Origin of the sequence: Sphingomonas sp. Leaf9 (assembly GCF_001421355.1) — a bacterium.
Taxonomy (GTDB): domain Bacteria; phylum Pseudomonadota; class Alphaproteobacteria; order Sphingomonadales; family Sphingomonadaceae; genus Sphingomonas.
In genome coordinates, this window is the sequence record NZ_LMKC01000005.1 from 187,792 (window position 1) to 206,401 (window position 18,610).

Annotated in this window: 24 protein-coding genes and 1 tRNA gene; 13 read left to right on the top strand and 12 right to left on the bottom strand. The window is 67.4% G+C overall.

Features of this window, described 5'->3' with window-relative positions:
• Positions 1-48: 48 nt before the first annotated feature.
• The 4 genes from ASE58_RS14615 to ASE58_RS14630 form a co-directional block, all read right to left on the bottom strand.
• Positions 49-666, bottom strand: a complete 618-nt coding sequence (locus tag ASE58_RS14615) for a DJ-1/PfpI family protein (protein WP_055822870.1) — start codon at positions 664-666, stop codon at positions 49-51.
• Between the two features lie 84 nt (positions 667-750).
• A complete protein-coding gene (gene clpS, locus ASE58_RS14620; protein ID WP_055822873.1) occupies positions 751-1,101 on the bottom strand; it encodes an ATP-dependent Clp protease adapter ClpS in 351 nt (116 codons plus the stop codon).
• Between the two features lie 130 nt (positions 1,102-1,231).
• A complete protein-coding gene (phaP, locus tag ASE58_RS14625; protein ID WP_055822876.1) occupies positions 1,232-2,053 on the bottom strand; it encodes a phasin family protein in 822 nt (273 codons plus the stop codon).
• Between the two features lie 116 nt (positions 2,054-2,169).
• Positions 2,170-3,909 carry a PHA/PHB synthase family protein gene (locus tag ASE58_RS14630; protein WP_055822879.1) on the bottom strand — a complete coding sequence of 580 codons (1,740 nt, stop codon included), beginning with the start codon at positions 3,907-3,909 and terminating at the stop codon, positions 2,170-2,172.
• A gap of 75 nt (positions 3,910-3,984) precedes the next feature.
• Between ASE58_RS14630 and ASE58_RS14635 the strand changes: the two genes are divergently transcribed.
• The 3 genes from ASE58_RS14635 (at position 3,985) to ASE58_RS14645 (ending at position 6,094) form a co-directional block, all read left to right on the top strand.
• Positions 3,985-5,196, top strand: coding sequence for an LL-diaminopimelate aminotransferase (locus ASE58_RS14635; RefSeq protein WP_055762212.1), 1,212 nt, complete (start codon positions 3,985-3,987; stop codon positions 5,194-5,196).
• 106 nt (positions 5,197-5,302) lie between these two features.
• Entirely contained in the window at positions 5,303-5,701 is a 399-nt protein-coding gene (locus ASE58_RS14640; RefSeq protein ID WP_055822882.1) for an MAPEG family protein, read from the top strand.
• 105 nt (positions 5,702-5,806) lie between these two features.
• Complete coding sequence (locus ASE58_RS14645; RefSeq protein WP_055822885.1) at positions 5,807-6,094, top strand: DUF2061 domain-containing protein; 288 nt, start codon at positions 5,807-5,809, stop codon at positions 6,092-6,094.
• Positions 6,095-6,102: 8 nt separating this feature from the next.
• Here ASE58_RS14645 and ASE58_RS14650 read toward each other — a convergent pair whose 3' ends face one another.
• Positions 6,103-6,573 (bottom strand): winged helix-turn-helix transcriptional regulator, encoded by a 471-nt coding sequence (locus ASE58_RS14650; RefSeq protein ID WP_055762221.1) that lies wholly within the window; start codon positions 6,571-6,573, stop codon positions 6,103-6,105.
• 132 nt (positions 6,574-6,705) lie between these two features.
• On the opposite strand from ASE58_RS14650, the gene ASE58_RS14655 reads away from it, so the two are divergent.
• Positions 6,706-7,011 carry a CC_3452 family protein gene (locus ASE58_RS14655; protein WP_156347758.1) on the top strand — a complete coding sequence of 102 codons (306 nt, stop codon included), beginning with the start codon at positions 6,706-6,708 and terminating at the stop codon, positions 7,009-7,011.
• 52 nt (positions 7,012-7,063) lie between these two features.
• Positions 7,064-9,154: a RelA/SpoT family protein gene (locus ASE58_RS14660; RefSeq protein WP_055762227.1), complete on the top strand. Its 2,091-nt coding sequence runs from the start codon at positions 7,064-7,066 to the stop codon at positions 9,152-9,154.
• Positions 9,155-9,252: 98 nt separating this feature from the next.
• On the opposite strand, the gene ASE58_RS14665 is transcribed toward ASE58_RS14660, so the two are convergent.
• The 5 genes from ASE58_RS14665 to ASE58_RS14685 form a co-directional block, all read right to left on the bottom strand.
• A tRNA-Arg gene (locus ASE58_RS14665) sits at positions 9,253-9,329 on the bottom strand.
• A gap of 52 nt (positions 9,330-9,381) precedes the next feature.
• A complete protein-coding gene (gene nth, locus ASE58_RS14670; RefSeq protein ID WP_055762230.1) occupies positions 9,382-10,044 on the bottom strand; it encodes an endonuclease III in 663 nt (220 codons plus the stop codon).
• Entirely contained in the window at positions 10,041-10,769 is a 729-nt protein-coding gene (gene dapB, locus ASE58_RS14675) for a 4-hydroxy-tetrahydrodipicolinate reductase (RefSeq protein ID WP_055822891.1), read from the bottom strand. Before dapB ends, nth begins: the two co-directional genes overlap by 4 nt.
• Before the next feature lie 115 nt (positions 10,770-10,884).
• A complete protein-coding gene (locus tag ASE58_RS14680; RefSeq protein ID WP_235513636.1) occupies positions 10,885-11,244 on the bottom strand; it encodes a hypothetical protein in 360 nt (119 codons plus the stop codon).
• Between the two features lie 47 nt (positions 11,245-11,291).
• Positions 11,292-11,813 carry a DUF2306 domain-containing protein gene (locus tag ASE58_RS14685; RefSeq protein WP_055822894.1) on the bottom strand — a complete coding sequence of 174 codons (522 nt, stop codon included), beginning with the start codon at positions 11,811-11,813 and terminating at the stop codon, positions 11,292-11,294.
• 209 nt (positions 11,814-12,022) lie between these two features.
• Here ASE58_RS14685 and ASE58_RS14690 point away from each other — a divergent pair, with 209 nt between their 5' ends.
• The 7 genes from ASE58_RS14690 to ASE58_RS14720 are packed head-to-tail and all read left to right on the top strand — an operon-like array spanning position 12,023 to position 16,425.
• On the top strand, positions 12,023-12,829 hold the full coding sequence (locus ASE58_RS14690; protein WP_055822897.1) for a LytTR family DNA-binding domain-containing protein: 807 nt from the start codon (positions 12,023-12,025) through the stop codon (positions 12,827-12,829).
• A 13-nt stretch (positions 12,830-12,842) separates the two neighbouring features.
• A complete protein-coding gene (locus tag ASE58_RS14695; RefSeq protein WP_200909376.1) occupies positions 12,843-13,217 on the top strand; it encodes a CrcB family protein in 375 nt (124 codons plus the stop codon).
• Complete coding sequence (locus ASE58_RS14700) at positions 13,214-14,308, top strand: RluA family pseudouridine synthase (RefSeq protein ID WP_055822903.1); 1,095 nt, start codon at positions 13,214-13,216, stop codon at positions 14,306-14,308. Before ASE58_RS14695 ends, ASE58_RS14700 begins: the two co-directional genes overlap by 4 nt.
• Positions 14,308-14,883, top strand: coding sequence for an FMN-binding negative transcriptional regulator (locus ASE58_RS14705; protein ID WP_055822906.1), 576 nt, complete (start codon positions 14,308-14,310; stop codon positions 14,881-14,883). The genes ASE58_RS14700 and ASE58_RS14705 overlap by 1 nt, the downstream gene beginning before the upstream one ends.
• Positions 14,880-15,539, top strand: coding sequence for an HAD-IA family hydrolase (locus tag ASE58_RS14710; protein WP_055762909.1), 660 nt, complete (start codon positions 14,880-14,882; stop codon positions 15,537-15,539). Before ASE58_RS14705 ends, ASE58_RS14710 begins: the two co-directional genes overlap by 4 nt.
• Positions 15,536-15,745, top strand: a complete 210-nt coding sequence (locus ASE58_RS14715) for a hypothetical protein (RefSeq protein WP_055762250.1) — start codon at positions 15,536-15,538, stop codon at positions 15,743-15,745. Before ASE58_RS14710 ends, ASE58_RS14715 begins: the two co-directional genes overlap by 4 nt.
• Positions 15,742-16,425, top strand: a complete 684-nt coding sequence (locus tag ASE58_RS14720) for an ATP12 family chaperone protein (RefSeq protein WP_055822907.1) — start codon at positions 15,742-15,744, stop codon at positions 16,423-16,425. The genes ASE58_RS14715 and ASE58_RS14720 overlap by 4 nt, the downstream gene beginning before the upstream one ends.
• On the opposite strand, the gene ASE58_RS14725 is transcribed toward ASE58_RS14720, so the two are convergent.
• Both ASE58_RS14725 and ASE58_RS14730 read right to left on the bottom strand, forming a co-directional pair.
• Positions 16,412-17,416: a LacI family DNA-binding transcriptional regulator gene (locus tag ASE58_RS14725; protein ID WP_055822910.1), complete on the bottom strand. Its 1,005-nt coding sequence runs from the start codon at positions 17,414-17,416 to the stop codon at positions 16,412-16,414. The two genes, ASE58_RS14720 and ASE58_RS14725, sit on opposite strands and share 14 nt — an antisense overlap.
• A 202-nt stretch (positions 17,417-17,618) precedes the next feature.
• The gene (locus ASE58_RS14730; RefSeq protein ID WP_055762261.1) at positions 17,619-18,044 is read right to left on the bottom strand and encodes an organic hydroperoxide resistance protein; all 426 of its coding nucleotides are present in this window, start codon (positions 18,042-18,044) and stop codon (positions 17,619-17,621) included.
• Positions 18,045-18,145: 101 nt separating this feature from the next.
• Between ASE58_RS14730 and ASE58_RS14735 the strand changes: the two genes are divergently transcribed.
• Positions 18,146-18,586, top strand: a complete 441-nt coding sequence (locus tag ASE58_RS14735; protein WP_055762264.1) for a MarR family winged helix-turn-helix transcriptional regulator — start codon at positions 18,146-18,148, stop codon at positions 18,584-18,586.
• The last annotated feature ends 24 nt before the right edge of the window (positions 18,587-18,610 follow it).

Genomic DNA, 18,610 nt, shown 5'->3' on the forward strand with positions numbered 1-18,610 from the left:
GCGCCAGCTTCTACTGTGTGCGCGAAGGCGCGCAAGGGGCGTGGCGGATCAGGCCGCTGCCGCCTGCCCCGCGACGAAGGGTGCGATCACGTCAAGCGCGCGGTCGACCGACGCCGCCTTTTCCCCGACCGGCGCGACATAATGGATCGCCGCCTCCGCATCGGCCAGCGAGCCGCCGCGCGCGATCATCCATGCCGCCAGATATTGCGACGCCATGCAGCCGCCGGCGGTGGCGACATTGCCGTGCGCGACGAACGGCGCATCGATGACCTCGACGCCAGCCTCCACGACCCATGGCTTGGTCGTGAGGTCGGTGCAGGCGGGCAGGTCGCCGATCAGGCCGAGCTTCGCCAGCAGCAGTGTACCCGAACATTGCGCCCCGATCAGCTGGCGCGCGGGGTCGAGCGCGAGCTGGGCCAGCAGCTCGGTATCGGCGGCGATCTCGCGCGTGCGGATGCCGCTGCCGATCAGCACCGCGTCCGCATCGCGGGCGAAGGCAAGCGGACGCTGGCGGCGGATGGTCACGCCGTTCATCGACGTCACATCCTCGGTCGGCGAGGTGATGTACGCGTTCCAGCCCTGTGGCCGCATGCGGTTGAGGATGCCCGCCGCGATGAACGAATCGAGTTCGTTGAACCCGTCAAAGGTCAGGACCGCGATCTGCATTCGGCGAATCCTAGACGGTGCGGGCGGTTGTGCAACCGGTCGGCGCAAGCCCCTCCGCGTGCCGGAGAGGGTCAGGCCGTTGTCTCAAGCCTTCTCCAGCGTGCATTGCAGCGGGTGCTGGTTCTGCCGGGCGAAGTCCATCACCTGTGCGACCTTCGTCTCGGCCACCTCATAGGTGAAGACACCGCAAACGCCCACGCCGCGCTGGTGAACGTGCAGCATCACCCGTGTCGCTTCCTCCATGCTCATGCGGAAGAAGCGCTGGAGGCAGAGGACGACGAATTCCATCGGGGTATAGTCGTCATTCAGCATCAGGACGCGGTAGGGCGTCGGTTTCTTGACGCGGGTCTGCGTCGCGACGCCGAGGCCGGTCGCGTGGTCGTCGTCATGGTCGCGGTCGTCACCGGCCGTCGGGATGCAGGGCTGTCGAGACATGTCGTCGCAAAATATGGCATTGCGGGGCGGCAGGGCAAGGGGGTGCGAACCTGCCCGCACGCCCGGTGGATGCAAAAAGGGCGACCGCTCGCGCGATCGCCCTCCCTGTCCGTCCAGGTTAACCGGTCGCTTATGCGACGGTCTTCACCTTGTCGGCGGCAACCGCGACGCGGTTGCTGATCGGCTGCGCGGCGTCGCCGGCGAGCTTGATCATCATTTCGGTGGTCTTCGACGCTTCGGCGACGAACGAGTCGAACGACTGGCGCACGAAGTCCGACTGGAGCTTCATGAACTCGGTCGGCGACTTGACCGACGCCAGCGTCTTGGCGGTCGAGGTCGCGTGTTCGAACGACTTGCGGCCATATTCGGCCATTTCCTGGCCGAGCGATTCCAGGCCCTTGGCGGCGATGCGGCTGGCTTCGACCATCGCTTCGATGTTGCCCTTGGCCATCTCGTTCATTTCCTCAAAGCCCTTGGCGCCCTTTTCCATGGCGGCCTTGGCCTTTTCGTTGAAGTCGGCGGTCATCGCCTGCGCCTTGGCGGCGGCATCCTGCGTGAAGGCCTGCGCCTTGTTGGCGGCGTTCTGGGTGGTGGCGGTCGCTTCGTTGGTGACGTCCATGGTCTTTTCCTCGACTTGCGCGGTCACGGTCTCGACCGCCGCGGTGGTTTCCTCGACCGCGTTCTGCGCGGTTTCGACTACGGCTTCCGCCGCCTTGGCCACCGGTTCCGCGACGGGCGCGGGATCGATAGCAGGTAGTTCAACCTTCAAAGGCAATTCGGTCGGCGCGGGCTTCGGCTCGGCGACGAACGGCACCGGCGGAACGTCTGCCTTCACCGGTTCGGCGACGGGCACGGCCGGCGTGGCAGCCTCGACCGGAGCGGTCGCGACCGGGCGGGTGGAACGGGAACTGGCGGGCTTGCGCACGCCGGTCTTCGGACCTCTCGTGGCCACTCGGACTTCCTCCATCTAGTGCTGCTGCGATGCACCAAATAGCGGAAGTCCATGACCGTTTCAAGACGCGATTTTGTGCAGCGCAACATAAATATGCTGCACGTTTTTACCGGTACTTAGCGCGTTCGCACATACTCACCGGGTGCATCGCACAGCGCCGGTGCGGTGCCGTTGCCGGGCACGCGCGTGCCCTTGGCCGGAACGGTCTTGCCATCGGCCGCCGCGATCCATTTGCGCCAGTCCGGCCACCAGCTGCCCTTCGTTTCCGACGCGCCGGCAACGAACGCCGCCAGCGAGTCCGCCGGCGCATCGTTGGTCCAATATTGATATTTCCCGGCCGAGGGCGGGTTGACCACGCCCGCGATATGCCCCGACCCGGCTAGGACGAAGCGCAGGGGACCGGTGAAATGCTCGGTCACCTTCCACACGCTTTCGGGCGGGGCGATATGATCCTCGCGCCCGGCCTGGATATAGGCGGGGGTCTTCACCGTGGTCAGGTCGATCGGCACGCCGTCGACGCTCATCGATCCGGGCTGCGCCAGCCGGTTGTCGCGGTAGAGGTCGGTCAGATAGCCCAGATGCCAATTGGACGGCAGGTTGGTGACGTCGGCATTCCAGTGGAGCAGGTCGAACGGCGCATAGTCGTTGCCGAGCAGATAATTGTTGGTGACATAGTTCCAGATCAGGTCGCGCCCGCGCAGCAGGTTGAACGTCGCCGCCATGTAGCGCCCGTCGAGATAGCCGTCCTTGCCCACCTGCCGGATCATCTTCAGCTGTTCATCATCGACGAACAGCGACAATTCGCCGGCATCGGCAAAGTCGACCTGCGCGGTGAAGAAGGTGGCGGTGGCGACCTTTGCCGCCTCCCCCCGCGCCGTCAACAGCGCCAGCGTCGCAGCGAGCGTCGTGCCCGCCACGCAATAGCCGATGGTGTGGACCGACTCGACGCCCAGCAACTCGCGCACCGTGTCGATCGCGTCGACCTGCCCACGCACGACATAATCGTCCCACGTCACGTCCTTCATCGACGCATCCGCCGACTTCCACGACACGACGAACACGCTGAGGCCCTGCTCCACCGCCCAGCGGATGAAGCTCTTCTCGGGCGTCAGGTCGAGGATGTAGAAGCGGTTGATCCACGGTGGAAAGATCAGCAGCGGGATCGCCCCGACCTTCTCGGTCGTCGGCGCGTAATGGATCAGTTCGTAGAGCGGCGTGCGCTTCACCACCTTGCCCGGCGTGGTCGCGACGTTGCGGCCCAGTTCGAACGCGCTGGTATCGCTCTGCGTCATCTGGCCCTTGGCCATGTCGGCCAGCATGTTCTGCAGGCCCTTCAGCAGATTTTCGCCGCGCGTCTCGATGATCTTTTCGACGACCAGCGGATTGGTCGCGGGGAAGTTGGTCGGGCTCATCGCGTCGATCAGCCCGCGCGTGGCGAAGCGCAGCTGCTCCTTCTGCTTGGGCTCCACGCCGTCGAGCGCATCGACGCTTTTCAGCATATGGTCGGCGACCAGGAAATAGCTCTGGCGGATGAACGCGAACAGCGGGTCGTCATGCCATTGCTTCGCCTTGAACCGCCGGTCGCGCGCACGCTCGGGCGATTCCTCGACCGGGGTCGCATTGGCGGGGTCGAGGAAGCGCTGCCACAGCTTCATCGTATCGGCCCAGAAATCGCTCTGCGCCTTCAGGATGCCGGTCGGATCGGGGATCGCCGGGGTCCGCTCCAACAGGTCGATGCCCTGTTCGAGCATCATCTGCTGCGCGCGGCCCAGCATCTGCGTCCAGTGCTGCAGATCTTCCAGCGACATGGCGGGGGCGGGCGACGGGGCCGGCGGCACGTTCGACTCGGCGGTCATTTTCTTCTCCTGAAGGCAGGCAGGCCTACCCGTTAGTTGCTTCCTAGCGTAAGGACCGCCGTGAAAGGAACGAGAATGTCCGACGAATTCTACCGCATGAAGCGCCTGCCCCCCTATGTCATCGCCGAAGTGAACGCGATGCGGGCGGCCGCGCGTGCCGGTGGCGAGGACATTATCGACCTCGGCATGGGCAACCCCGACCTGCCGCCGCCCGAGCATGTCATCGAAAAGCTGGTCGAGGTCGCGCGCAAGCCGTCGGCCCACGGCTATTCGCAGTCGCGCGGCATTCCGGGCTTACGCAAGGCGCAGGCGAATTATTACGGCCGCCGCTTCGGCGTCGACATCGATCCCGACAGCGAAGTCGTGGTGACGATGGGGTCGAAGGAGGGGCTAGCCAGCCTCGCCACGGCGATCACCGCGCCGGGCGACGTGATCCTGGCGCCGAACCCCAGCTACCCGATCCACATGTTCGGTTTCATCATTGCCGGTGCCACGATCCGCGCGGTGCCGACGACGCCCGACGAGCATTATTTCGAGAGCCTCGAACGCGCGATGGCGTTCACCGTGCCCAAGCCCAGCGTGCTGGTGATGGGATATCCGTCGAACCCGACCGCCGAGGTCGTCGACCTCGCCTTTTACGAACGGGTCGTGGCGTTCGCGAAGGAACATGGGCTGTGGGTCATCTCCGACCTCGCCTATTCCGAACTCTATTATGACGGCTGTCCGACGCCCTCGATCCTGCAGGTGCCGGGGGCGAAGGACGTCGCGATCGAGTTCACCTCGCTCAGCAAGACCTATTCGATGGCCGGCTGGCGAATGGGCTTCGGCGTCGGCAACAAGAAGCTGATCGCGGCAATGACGCGGGTGAAGTCGTATCTCGATTACGGCGCGTTCACCCCGATCCAGGCGGCGGCGTGCGCCGCGCTCAACGGCCCGCAGGATATCGTCGAGAAGAACCGCCAGCTCTATCACAAGCGCCGCGACGTGCTGGTCGAGAGCTTCGGCCGCGCCGGATGGGACATTCCCTCCCCGCGCGCATCGATGTTCGCGTGGGCCCCGCTGCCGCCGGCGCTGGCGCATCTGGGGTCGCTGGAGTTTTCGAAGCAGCTGCTGACCGAGGCCAAGGTCGCGGTCGCGCCGGGCGTCGGTTACGGCGAGAATGGCGAGGGCTATGTCCGGATCGCCATGGTCGAGAACGAACAGCGGCTGCGCCAGGCCGCGCGCAACGTGAAGAAATATCTCCAGTCGATGGGGGTCAACACGCCGGCGGGGCGGAACGCGGGGTAACGCCGACCTTCGTCATTCCCGCGCAGGTGGGAATGACGACGATGGAGCGCCGGAACCGTCCGGTCTGCCGGGCACTTTACCGCCCATCCCCTGACGGAGCGCGCCGATGACCACCCTGCCCCTCGAACTCACCCTGCTCGGCTGGTCGGTCGTGCTGCTGGTGATCGCGATCATGCTGCAGGGGCAGCTGGCGACGCGCGAACTGGGCGTCGGCTGGAACGCCGGGCCGCGCGACGGCGACCAGCATCCGACGGGCGCGATGGCCGGCCGGGCGCAGCGCGCGCTCGACAATTTCAAGGAAACCTACCCCGCCTTCATTGCGCTAGCGCTGGCGCTGGCCGTCAGCGGGCGGAGCGGCGGGCTGGGCGCGACGGGTGCGCTGCTGTGGTTCGTCGCGCGGATCGTCTACCACCCGCTCTATCTGTTCGGCGTGCCCTATGTCCGCAGCCTCGTCTGGGTGGCATCGATGTTCGGGCTGCTGCTGATGCTCATCCGCCTATTGTGACAAAGTGTTGCTTGCGCGACCCCATATTTTCCTCGCTACGCAGCGGCGCGCAACTGTCGCACGCCATGGCGCCCGGCATCCCGCGCGGGCGGAGTCGTGTCGCCCATGTTCCTGTTCAAAGGTCTTGAGAGCCATCCGCGCAGCTTAGTGAAGGCGGTGTCGTGGCGCACTGTCGGATCGATCGATACCTTCGTGCTGGGGCTGTTCTTTTCCGGGTCGGCCAAGCTCGCCGGCGCGATCGCCGGGACCGAGGTCCTCACCAAGATCCTGCTCTTCTATTTCCACGAACGCGCCTGGTCGCTGGTCCGCTGGGGGCATCGCCCCGACCCGGCGGCGGACGCTGCGCCGGACAGCGGCGAACCGGCCCCCACTGCCCTGCCCGCCACCGGCTGACCCGAGGGTCAGTCGCGCACCACATCCTCTTCGACCGCCCAGAGCAGGTCGCACTTGTCCAGTACCCGGCCGTCATGGCTGTGCACCGCCACCGTCGCGATCGGGCGGCGGTCGCGTGCATCGACCAGGATCGGGGTCGCGGCGACGCCGGTTTCCCACCGCTCGCCCCATTGGCGCAGCGCCACCATCGTCGGCAACAGCGCCCGCCCCTTTTCGGTCAGGCGATATTCGATCTTGCGCCGATCCGCCGCCACCGCGCGCCGTTCGAGAATGCCATGCCCGACCAGCCGCGACAGTCGGTTGGCAAGGATGTTGCGCGCAATACCCAGTTCCGACTGGAACTCCTCGAAATGGCACAGGCCGTTAAACGATCCGCGCAGGATCAGGAACGACCAGCGTTCACCCATCGCCTCCAGCGCGGCGGGCAGGCTGCAGCGGTTGGCCAGTTCGCGCAGCGGTTCTCTGAGGGTCGTCGTCATCGGATACGGTCTAGCCCAACCGCGCCACGAAGGGAAATCAACGTTTTTCGCAAATGCAGCAAAGATAGTCATTTGCAACTTACATCGATGTATATTAGCTGCCGATCCATCGAATCGCTGGAGACGCGCATCATGAAGACCTTCGTCCTGCTGGCCGCCGCCGCCCTCGCCCTGCCCCTCGGTGCCACTGCCCAGCCGGTGCGCGGGTATAGCGCGGTGCCGGCCACCGCCCCGACGATCGCGGGCATGATGACGCGCAGCACCCCGTGGAAGTGCGCGGGCGATCGCTGCACCACCAATCGGACCGAGGGCAGCCCGCTGACCATGTGCCAGCTCGCCGTAAAGGAACTGGGCGCGCTCACCGCCTTCACCGCCAATGGCGAGGCATTTGCCGCCGAACAGCTCGCCAAATGCAATGCCCGCGCCAAGAGTGCGTGATGTGTGCTAAAAACGGTTGCAATGCACGACCGCCCCGCTCCATCTAGATTCCATGCTGCGGCAGTATGAATTGGTGGAGCGGGTCAAGGCGTATGACCCCGATGCGAACGAGGCGCTGCTGAACCGCGCCTATGTGTTTTCGATGCACGCCCATGGCAGCCAGAAACGGGCGTCCGGCGACCCGTATTTCAGCCACCCGATCGAGGTGGCCGGCATCCTGACCGACCTGCACCTCGACGACGAGACGATCGCGACCGCGATCCTGCACGATACGGTCGAGGATACCGTCGCCACCCATGAGGAAATCCAGGCCAAGTTCGGCGACAATGTCGCGCGGCTGGTCGAGGGGGTGACGAAGCTATCCAAGATCGAGGCGCAGACCGAGAACGAGCGCGCCGCGGAGAACCTGCGCAAGTTCCTGCTGGCGATGTCGGACGACATTCGCGTGCTGCTGGTGAAGCTGGCCGACCGGCTGCACAACATGCGCACGCTCCATCACATCTCGAAGCCCGAGAAGCGCAAGCGGATCGCGCGCGAGACGATGGACATCTATGCCCCGCTGGCCGAGCGGATCGGCATGTACGAGTTCATGAACGAAATGCAGACGCTGGCATTTCGCGAGATCGAACCCGAAGCCTATGAATCGATCACGCTGCGCCTCGAACAACTCGAAGCCGGCGGCGGCGACCGCGTTACCAAGATCGGCGGCGACCTGAAGGCGATGCTCGACCGCCACGGCATCTCCGCCGAGGTGTCGGGCCGGCGCAAGCATCCCTATTCGATCTGGCGCAAGATGTCGGAACGGCATGTCACGCTGGAGCAGCTGAGCGACATCATCGCGTTCCGCGCGATCGTCGACAGCGAGGAGGAATGCTACCGGGCGCTCGGCATCATCCATCGCCGCTGGCCGATGGTGCCGGGTCGCTTCAAGGACTACATCTCGACGCCCAAGCGCAACGGATACCGGTCGCTCCACACCGCCGTCATCCATGCCGAGAACATGCGGATCGAGGTGCAGATCCGCACGCGTGAGATGCATGCGCAGGCCGAGTTCGGGCTGGCGGCGCACTGGGCCTACAAGCAGGACGCGGTGCGCCCCGATACGCAGGTCCGCTGGATTCGCGATCTGGTCGAAATCCTCGACAATGCCGAAAGCCCGGAAGAGCTGCTCGAACATACCCGCATGGCGATGTATGCCGACCGCATCTTCGCCTTCACGCCGAAGGGCGAACTGCACCAGTTGCCCAAAGGCGCCACGCCGATCGACTTCGCCTATGCCGTCCACACCGATCTGGGCGACCAGGCGGTCGGAGCGAAGGTGAATGGCGGCGTCGTGCCGCTACGCACCGAGCTGAAGAATGGCGATCAGGTGCAGATTTTGCGGTCGAAGGCGCAGCGCCCGCAGGCGAACTGGCTGAATTTCGCGATCACCGGCAAGGCCCGCGCCGCGATCCGCCGCTATATCCGCCTGCGCGAACGCGATGAGACGGTGGCGCTGGGCACCAAGCTCTATCAGGAGCTGATCGCTCGCCTGCCCGTCGCCCCGGCCAGCGACGCGCTGGGCGAGGGACTGAAGCGGCTGAAGCTGACCGAGGAAGCACAGCTGTTCGAAGGGCTGGCACGCGGCAAGCTGACCGAGGAAGCGGTGATGGAGGCGGTCATGCCCGGTGCCGTCGCCGACCCGAAGGCCGAACCGATCCCGGCGCAACGCGCGCCGATCGAGATCAAGGGGCTGACTGCCGGCGTCGGTTACGACCTCGCCACCTGCTGCCACCCGGTGCCCGGCGATCGCATCATCGGCATCCGGCGCGGTGCGGGTCGGTTCGAGGTGCACGAGATCGGCTGTGGCGAAATCGAATCGATCGACCCGCATCACTGGATCGACCTGACCTGGGGCGACAATGCCGAGGGGGCGACCGCGCGGATCGCCGTCACGCTGAAGAACGAACCCGGCGCGCTGGGCGCGGTCGCGACCGTCATCGGCGGGCACAAGGCCAACATCCTCGGGCTGCGGCTCGACAATCGCGACACGACCTTCCACACCAACACCATCGACGTGGAGGTCCGCGACGCCGCGCATCTGATGAAGCTGCTCGCCGGGCTGCGCGCGGCGGATGCGGTGAACAAGGCGGAGCGGGTCTAACCGGCGGACGATCGGTGCCGTCACCGCTGCGCACGGGCGATCGCGGCGTACCCGCAGCCGGACACCGGTCTTGTCATGCAGAAAAATCGAAACGCCACTGGCGCACCCGAAGGGATTCGAACCCCTGGCCTCTGCCTTCGGAGGGCAGCGCTCTATCCAGCTGAGCTACGGGTGCTTGGCCGTGGAGGCACGCGCCTAGCAAAGCTCGCGCGGCATTGCCAGCCGTTTCAGTCGGTCGCGGACGTCTTTTGCTTCGGCGCAGGCGTTTTCGGTTTGAACGCGCACAGGTCGGCGACCGGGCAGCGCCAGCATTCGGGGCGCCGCGCCTTGCAGATATAGCGGCCGTGCAGGATCAGCCAGTGATGCGCGTGCAGGCGGAACGGTTGCGGTACCACCCGGTCGAGCACCGATTCGACCGCGTTCGGCGTCTTGCCGCGCGCCAGGCCGGTGCGGTTGCCGACACGAAAGATATGGGTGTCGACCGCGAACGTCTCCGCGCCGAACGCGACGTTCATGACGACATTCGCGGTCTTGCGCCCGACGCCCGGCAGTTTTTCGAGGGCGGCGCGGTCGGGCGGGACCTGCCCGTCATGATCGGCGATCAGCGCTTCGGACAAGGCGATGACGTTCTTCGCCTTGGTATTGAACAAGCCGATGGTGCGGATGTGCTGTTTCAGGCCGTCCACGCCCAGCGCGACCATCTTTTCGGGCGTATCGACGGTGGCGAACAATGCGCGGGTCGCCTTGTTCACGCCGATATCGGTCGCCTGCGCCGACAATGCGACCGCGACCAGCAGCGTATAGTCATTGACCGATTCGAGTTCGGTTTCCGGGTGCGGATTGTCCTCCGCCAGCCGCCGGAAAAATTCGAAGACGTCCGCCTTCTTCAAACGCCCAGCACCGCATCCATCGTGTAGCGGCCGGCCGGCGCGCTCGCCAGCCACAGCGCGGCGCGCACCGCGCCGCGGGCGAACAGCGCGCGGTCGTCGGCGCGGTGGCCGAGTTCGATCCGCTCGCCCTCGCCCGCGAACACGACCTGGTGATCGCCGACGATGGTGCCGCCGCGCAGCGAGGCGAAGCCGATCGTACCGCCGGCACGCGCACCGACCAGCCCGGCGCGGCCGATCACGCCACTATCGGCCAGGGTGGTGCCCATCCCCTCCGCCGCAGCATCGCCCAGCATCAGCGCGGTGCCGGACGGGGCATCGACCTTCAGCCGGTGATGGCTCTCGACGATCTCGATATCCCAGTCCGGTCCCAGCCGGCGGGCGGCATCGCGCACCAGCCGCGACAGGAGCGCGATGCCGAGCGAGGTGTTCCCGGTCTGCAGCACCGCGACCTCGGCCGCGGCTTCGTCGATCATCGCGTGATGGCGGTCGTTGAGGCCGGTGGTACCGATGACGATCGGCGTGCCCCAGCTGCGCGCGGCGGCGAGATTGGCGGCAAGGGCGTTGGGGGAGGAGAAATCAACCAGCACGTCGGCACGCGCCGCCAGCTCGGCCGGATCACCGCCCTGATCGACCCCGCCGGCGAGCGTTTCGCCGACCCGTTCGATCTCCTGCCCGATCGCGCGTCCCATCCGGCCCTGCCATCCGAAGATACCGATGCTGGTCACTGGTGTTTCGTCCGCCTGCTGCTTGGCGCCGCCCGACGCGACCCCGGCTCGCGCGGTCCATGGCCCCGGCGGCGGGGATGTGCAAGCGATTGTGCCGGGCCGGGCGCGTTACCGCCTAGCGCTGGACCGACGCGACCGGAGCCTCGGCATATTTGGGATCGGCGGGATCGAATTCAGGCTGCGGGTCGAAGGTCCGCGAGGTCAGGGCGACATTGCCGAGGCCGAGCAGCTTGAACGTGCCGATCTTGAAAATCTTCGGCGGGCTGCCCGCGCGTTCGACGGTCACCGCATCGACATGCAGGTCGCCATGCTTGGTCCACAGCATGTGCGGCGCGAGGATCATGTTCATGTTGTTATAGCGCACCGACAGGCAGATCCGCTGCATCAGGGCGAAGCGGATGATGTCGCTGAGCGACGCGCGCAACTCTTCGGTTGCGGTATCGGTCGCGGACTCGGGTGCGGCGTCGTTGTGCATCGCAACAATTAATAACGATTGCTACCGCTCCCAGCAAGGGGCGGCGATCATCCGAACGCCCAAATCGCCATGACCCGCCCCGGCGTAAAGGCGAACAGGCCCGGAATGACCATCGCCCCCAGGAACATGGCGACCAGCCGGCGGCGATGCCGGGGAATGTCGCCCGCGCGCGCCGCGGCGATCGCGGCCCATGCGGCGACCAGCGTCACCGGTACAAAGATGTGGATCCACGACAGGCTGCCATGGTTCAGCACCCGGATGAAGAACGCGCTGATCGCGGTCGACGCCATCAGCGCCATCCAGACCTTGCCCAGCAGCCGGTGCCGCGCCCCGCCCTTGCGCGTCAGCAGGATGTAGAGGCCGAGCGGAATGGCGGGCAGCACGCTCATCAGGTGCACGGCGACCGCCACGTCATGCGCCGCCGGCGCGGTCGGAGCGACGCCGGTCGCTGCGCGGACCAGCGCGAGGAGGCTGAGCAAGCCGAGCGCACCACCGCTCGCCACCATCACCCCGCGCAGGGCGGGCGAGACGTCGGTCGGGCGGGCGGCGGTCGGGGCGGGTGCGGACATGATTGGCAGTTCCTGTGGTTCGATGTTGCTCCCCTCCTGCCGCCACGCGCTTCTCCCGCAAGGCGATCTGCGTGGATCGTGCCCGCCGCATCGTGGATCGTCCGCCCTGCCCGTTCGCGATACGTGAAATGGCAGGGTCCGACAGGCCGGGCGTGCCAATCGCTGGCGCACGCGCTATCGGGAGCGGCACCCTTCATACCGAGCCGCCCATGCCCGATACCCGCCGATTGCTGATCGACCTGACCATCATGACGGTAGTCGGATTGCTGCTGGCGGTGCTGGGGCCGTTCGGCAGCTTCGGCATGCCGTTCGCGGTGCGGCTGGGCTATTGGCTGGGCATCGTGCTCGCCGGCTATGCGCTGTATCTGCCCGCAACGGTGGTCGCCACGCGACTGGCCGGGCAGCTGGCGTTGCCGGAGGCGGCGCTGTGGATCGCGGCCTGTGTCGTCGCGACGGTGCCGATGACGGTCGTCGCCTGGGCGGTCGACGGATTGTGGCAGCCGCTGCATCTGCCCACGGCGCAGGGGTGGCTGGCACGCTATGCCAATGTGCTGATCCTGGGGTCGGCGATCACTTCGATCTTCTGGTTCGGTCGCGCCCGGCGGCGGCCGGCTATGGCCGAGGGGGTCGAGGCGGTCGAGCCGCATCCGGCACCCTCCACGCCGACACCGCCGTTTCTCGACCGGCTGCCCGCGCATCTCGGCCGCGAGCTGATCGCGCTGGAGATGGAGGATCATTATGTCCGCGCGCATACCCCCGCCGGATCGACACTGATCCTGATGCGGATGCGCGATGCGGTGGCCGAACTGGGCGGTATCGACGGTGCGCAGGTACATCGCAGCTGGTGGGTCGCGCGCGGCCATGTGACCGGCACCGCGCGCGACGGGCGCAACGTTCGCCTGCTGCTGACCGGCGGGATCGAAGCCCCGGTGGCGCGGGGACAGATGGAGGGATTGCAAGCCGCCGGCTGGATCGGGCGCAGCACGACGGTTTCATCGCGCGCCGCAATCGGCTAGGCGACAGCCGATCATGGGAAATCTCTTTATCGTCATGGCCGGCGGCGCGATCGGCGCCGGCTTGCGACATCTCTTCGGGCGCTGGACGCTCACGACCTTTGGCCCCGGCTATCCCTGGGGGACGCTGGGCGTCAACCTGATCGGCGGGTTGGCGATGGGGCTGCTGGTCGGCATCCTGGCCCGCAGTGGCGGCAACGAACAGGTGCGCCTCGCGCTGGGCGTCGGGGTGCTGGGCGGGTTCACGACCTTTTCCGCCTTTTCGCTCGATCTGGTGAACATGATCGAACGCGATGCACTGGCTCAGGGGCTGGGCTATGCGTTGCTGTCGGTGATCGGTGCAGGCGTCGCGCTGTTCGCCGGCCTTTCCATGACACGGGGTGCGGCATGAGCGACAACGACGTTCGGCAATTCACGGTCGGGGCCGACGACGACGGCATCCGGCTGGACCGCTGGTTCAAACGGCATCTGCCCGATACCAGCTTCAACATCGTGTCGCGCTGGGCCCGCACCGGGCAGCTGCGCATCGATGGCGGCCGGGCCCAGCCCGGCGCGCGCCTGAGCGCCGGCCAGGTGCTGCGCGTGCCGCCGCCCGAATCGGCGATCGTGGCGCAGCCCAAGCCCAAGGCCGAGCGCGCGCCGCTGTCGGCCGAACAGACCGCGTTCGCACAAGAACTGGTCATCCACCGCGACAAACAGGCGATCGTGCTGAACAAGCCGCCGGGCCTTGCGACACAGGGTGGGACCAAGACCCACGACCATGTCGACGGGCTGCTCGACGCGCTGCAATTCGATGGCGAGAGCCGGCCGAAGCTGGTCCACCGGCTGGACAAGGACACGTCGGGCGCACTGCTGATCGCGCGCACCGCGCGGGCGGCGGCGTTCTTTGCCAAGTCGTTTTCGGGGCGGACGGCCAAGAAGGTCTATTGGGCGCTGGTCGTCGGCATTCCCGATATCTCGGACGGCATCATCGACCTGCCGATCGCCAAACAGCCGGGCACCGGGGGCGAGAAAATGCATGTCGACGAGGAGGAGGGCCAGCCCGCCCGGTCGCGCTACCGCGTGATCGAACGGGTCGGCAATCGCGCCGCCTGGGTCGAGTTGCAGCCGTTCACCGGGCGCACCCACCAGCTGCGCGTACACATGTCGGCGATCGGCCACCCGATCGTCGGCGACGGCAAATATGGCGGGCAGGCCGCGTTCCTGACCGGCGGGGTCAGCCGCAAGATGCACCTGCACGCGCGCCGCATCCGCATCGACCATCCCGATGGCGGACAGGTCGACGTGACCGCCGAACTGCCGCCGCACTTTGCCGAGAGCATCGAGCTCCTCGGCTTCGACATGACGCTCGGCAATGCGATGATCGACGATGCGCCGCCGCCGGTGACCAAGGCTGACCTGAAGGCCAAGGCGAAGGCGCACGCCAAGAATTATCGCAAGGAACGGCGCGGCGAACGGCGGTCGCGGGGCCAGCGCGACTGATGCACCCCGACGCGACCTTTCGGATGGGCGAGGATGCGGCACGGGCGTTCGTCCAGGACGAAGGGTTCGGCATGCTGTTCGCGACCACGCCCGACGGCCCGCGCGTGGCGCAGGTGCCGGTGGTGTCGATGGCGGATGGCACGCTGCGGTTCCATCTGGGGCGGCGCAATGCGATGACGCCGCATCTGGCGGGGGCGACCGCGCTGTTCGTGGCGCAGGGGCCGCACGCCTATATCTCGCCGCGCTGGTACGACACCGGGCCGGATGCGGTGCCGACCTGGAACTATGTGTCGGTCGAGGTGGAGGGCATCGTCCAGCCGATCGACCGCGCAGGGTTGCGCGAACAGGTCGACGCGATGGCCGACAAGTACGAAGCCGAGCCGAAATGGTCGGTTGCGGCCATGGACCCGCGAAAGGCGGAAGGGTTGTTCGGCGCGATCACCGGCTTCGAACTGATCCCGACCGCGTGGCGCGGCACCGCCAAGCTGGGCCAGAACAAGCCGGCCGAGGTGCGCGATCGCGTCGCCCGCGCGCTGGGCGACCATCCGCTGGCGGCATGGACGCGCGACGCATGACCCGCCTCGCCGTGTTCGATTGCGACGGGACGCTGGCCGATGGGCAGGCGAATATCTGCCTCGCGATGGCGCTGGCCTTTGCCGATGCGGGGCTGGCCGAACCCGATCCGCGCGACGTGCGACGGATCGTGGGATTGAGCCTGCCGCAGGCCGTCGCGATGCTGGTGCCCGACAGCGATGCCGACCTGCACGATGCGGTGGCGGAGGGGTATAAGCGCCATTTCCGGGCGATGCGTACCGATGGGCGGCTGGCCGAGGAGCCGCTGTTTCCCGGCATCGCCGATGCGCTGACCGCGCTGCGCGACGGCGGATGGACGCTGGGGGTGGCGACCGGCAAGTCGGATCGCGGGCTGGCGCTGCTGCTCGACCATCATGGCCTCACCCGCCATTTCACGACGTTGCAGACCGCCGACCGCCACCCATCCAAGCCGCATCCGGCGATGCTGTACGCCGCCATGACGGAAGCGAACGCCCAGCCCGAAGCGACGGTGATGATCGGCGATACCGGGTTCGACATGGCGATGGCGGTCGCGGCGGGGACGCGAGCGGTCGGTGTCAGCTGGGGCTATCACGACCGCGATACGCTGATCGCCGCCGGCGCGCACCGGATGTGCGACGATGCCGCCCTGCTCCCTGCCCTGCTGGACCTGCCATGACCCCTGACCAAACCGCTCGCAACCGCTGGCTCGCGCTGGTCGCGATCCGCATCGCCACCGCGATGGGCGCGGTGTTCGGCCTGATCGTGCTGGCCCGCGCTCCCGATACTGCGATGCGGGTGCTGGGGGCGGCGATCGTGTTGTCGGCGCTCTATGCGATGGCGGTGGTCCCGCGTGGGCTGACCGCGAAGTGGCGCAGCAAGTGAAACGCTTCTGGCAAGACGTTGCGGTGACGGGCGAGGGCGGCATCGCGCTCGACGGACGGCCGGTGCGTACGCCGGGGCGGCTGCCGCTGGTCGTGCCGTTCCCCGCACTGGCCGAGGCGATCGCCGACGAGTGGCGCGCTGTCGGCGAAACGATCGACCCGCGCGCGATGCCGCTGACCGGCCTTGCCAACGCCGCGATCGAACGGATCGCACCCGACGCCCCGATCTTTGCCGGCGGTATCGCCGTCTATGGCGGCAGCGACCTGCTGTGCTACCGCGCCGAACCGGGGCCGCTGGCGGACGTCCAAGCGGCGGCGTGGGACCCGGTGCTCGACTGGGCGCGCGGGCGGTACGGCGTCGATTTCACCATCACCGATGGCGTGATGCCGGTCGAACAGCCGCCGCGAACGCTGGCTCGGCTGCGCGAGGCGGTGGTCGCGCTGTCGCCGTGGACGCTGGCGCCGCTGTCGCCGATCGTATCGCTGACGGGATCGCTGCTGCTGGGGCTGGCGTTGGTCGAGCGCGCGATCGATGCCGATGCCGCGTGGGCCGCGACCCATGTCGACGAGGACTGGCAGATCGAGCAATGGGGCGAAGACACGCTGGCCGCCCAAACCCGTGCCGTGCACGCGGCGGAATATCGCGCGGCGATCCGCTTCCTCGACCTTATCCGCGCCTGACCGGGCCGCACGACCCGCCGATCGACAGCGACAGCGTGGTCGATAGCGGCGCGTCGTCGGCCACCCCCTCGATCCGGTCGATCAGCCGCGTCGTGACCGCCGCCGCCATATCGGCGATCGGGCGATGCACCGTGGTCAGCGCCGGGGTCAGCATCCGTGCCAGCATGCTGCCGTCGAACCCGACCACCGACAGGTCGCCCGGCACGGCCATCTCCAGACCGGCGGCGACCTTCAGCACCGCCGCCGCCATTACGTCGTTCGCGGCGAAGATCGCCGTCGGGTGCGGATCGGATGCCAGCAGCCGGGTCGCCGCCGCCACGCCGCTGTCGAAGCCGTAATCCCCCTCCGCCATATCGGCGAGCGACAGGCCATGGCGGGCCAGCCCGGCGACGAATCCGGCGCGCCGTTCCTGTGCGGAGGGGGCGCCGGCAGGACCGGACAGGAGCGCGATGCGGCGATGGCCGAGCGCCACCAGATGATCGGCCACCGCTTGCGCCGCGCCCCGTTCATCGGACACCAGCACCGCGCCATAGCCCGCGAGTGCCACCGAGGAGAGCGCGACCGCCGGCACCCCCATTCGGCCAAGGGCATCGGCCACGCCGTCGATCGCCGACACCGGCGGCACGACGACCATGCCATCGACCCGCGACCGGCCCGCGAAATCGAGGACGTCCGCCACCGGATCGCCACCGCCCGGCGCGACCGGATGGACCACCAGTTCATAGCCGCGCCCCGCCGCCGCGCCGACGATCCCACGCTGCAGCGGATCGAGCACCAGCGCATTGCGGTCGTCATGCACCAGCCCGAGCAGGAACGACCGCCCGGTCGCCAGCCCGCGCGCCCGCGCGCTGGGGCGGAATTGCAGCGCGGCTACCACCGCCTCGACCTGCTCACGCGTGGCGGCATTGACCAGCGGCGACCGGTTGAGCACGCGCGACACGGTGCGGATCGACACGCCCGCGCGCGTCGCGACATCGGCGATGGTCGTCATGCGCCGCGGCCGGGCAGGAAAACGACATGCGGGGCAGAGACTGCCTCGGCCGTCTCCACCCCGTCACGGTTCGGCGATGCGGTGCCCGAGGGAGCGAACCACCGCGTCGTCTGGATCATCGGCAACCGGCGTCTCCTGTCATGCTCACGCAAGGCATAGGCGATGCCGGTCGCCACTGTCGAACGGTCAGGCGAGCGGACGATCAGGCAAGGGTCAGGCCGACATCGACATTGCCGCGCGTCGCGTTGGAATAGGGGCAGATGCCGTGCGCAGTGTCGACCAGCGCCTGTGCCTGCTGCGGATCGACGCCGGGCACCGACACCTTAAGGTCGGCAGTGATGCCGAACCCACCGAGGGCACGCGGGCCGATGCCGACGGTCGCGGTGACGGCGACGTCGTTCGGCACCTTGATGCCCAGCTGCTGCCCGGCGACCTTCATCGCGCCGATGAAGCAGGCGGCATAGCCCGCCGCGAACAGCTGTTCGGGGTTGCTGCCATCGCCGCCGGCCCCGCCCAGTTCGCGCGGAGTCGACAGCTTGACGTCGAACTGGCCGTCCTCGCTGCGGGCATGGCCGTCACGACCGCCGGTGGCGGTGGCGGTGGTGCTGTACTTGACGTCGACCGACATGGCGGATGCTCCATTTATTTATCGCGATAACGATCTAAGCCGCCCTACCGCGATTGTCCAGAATTATTTATCGCGACAATCATTCATGCTATGCCCGCCACATGGACACCCCCCTGCCCCTCGACGAACAGCTGTGCTTCTCGCTCTATGCCGCGACGATCGCGATCAACCGGACCTACAAGCCGATGCTGGACCGGATGGGGATCACCTATCCCCAGTTCCTCGTCCTGCTGACGCTCAGCGAGTCGGACGAAGGGCTGACCATCGGTGCGATCGCCGAGCGGCTGTCGCTGGAGCCGAGCACGATCACCCCGCTCGCCAAGCGGATGGAGGCCGCCGGGCTGGTCGTGCGTGCGCGCAACCCGGAGGACGAGCGGCAGGTGCGCGTCCGGCTGACCGAGGCGGGCCGCACGCGCTGGGCGGAGACCGGGTGCCTTGCCCCGACCGTCGTCGCCCGCAGCGGCATGACGCCCGACCGGCTGATCGCGCTGAATGCCGAGGTGACCGCGCTGCGCCGCGCGCTGGACGAAGCCCTCGGCTGATTACCCCTTGGCGGGGAAGTCATT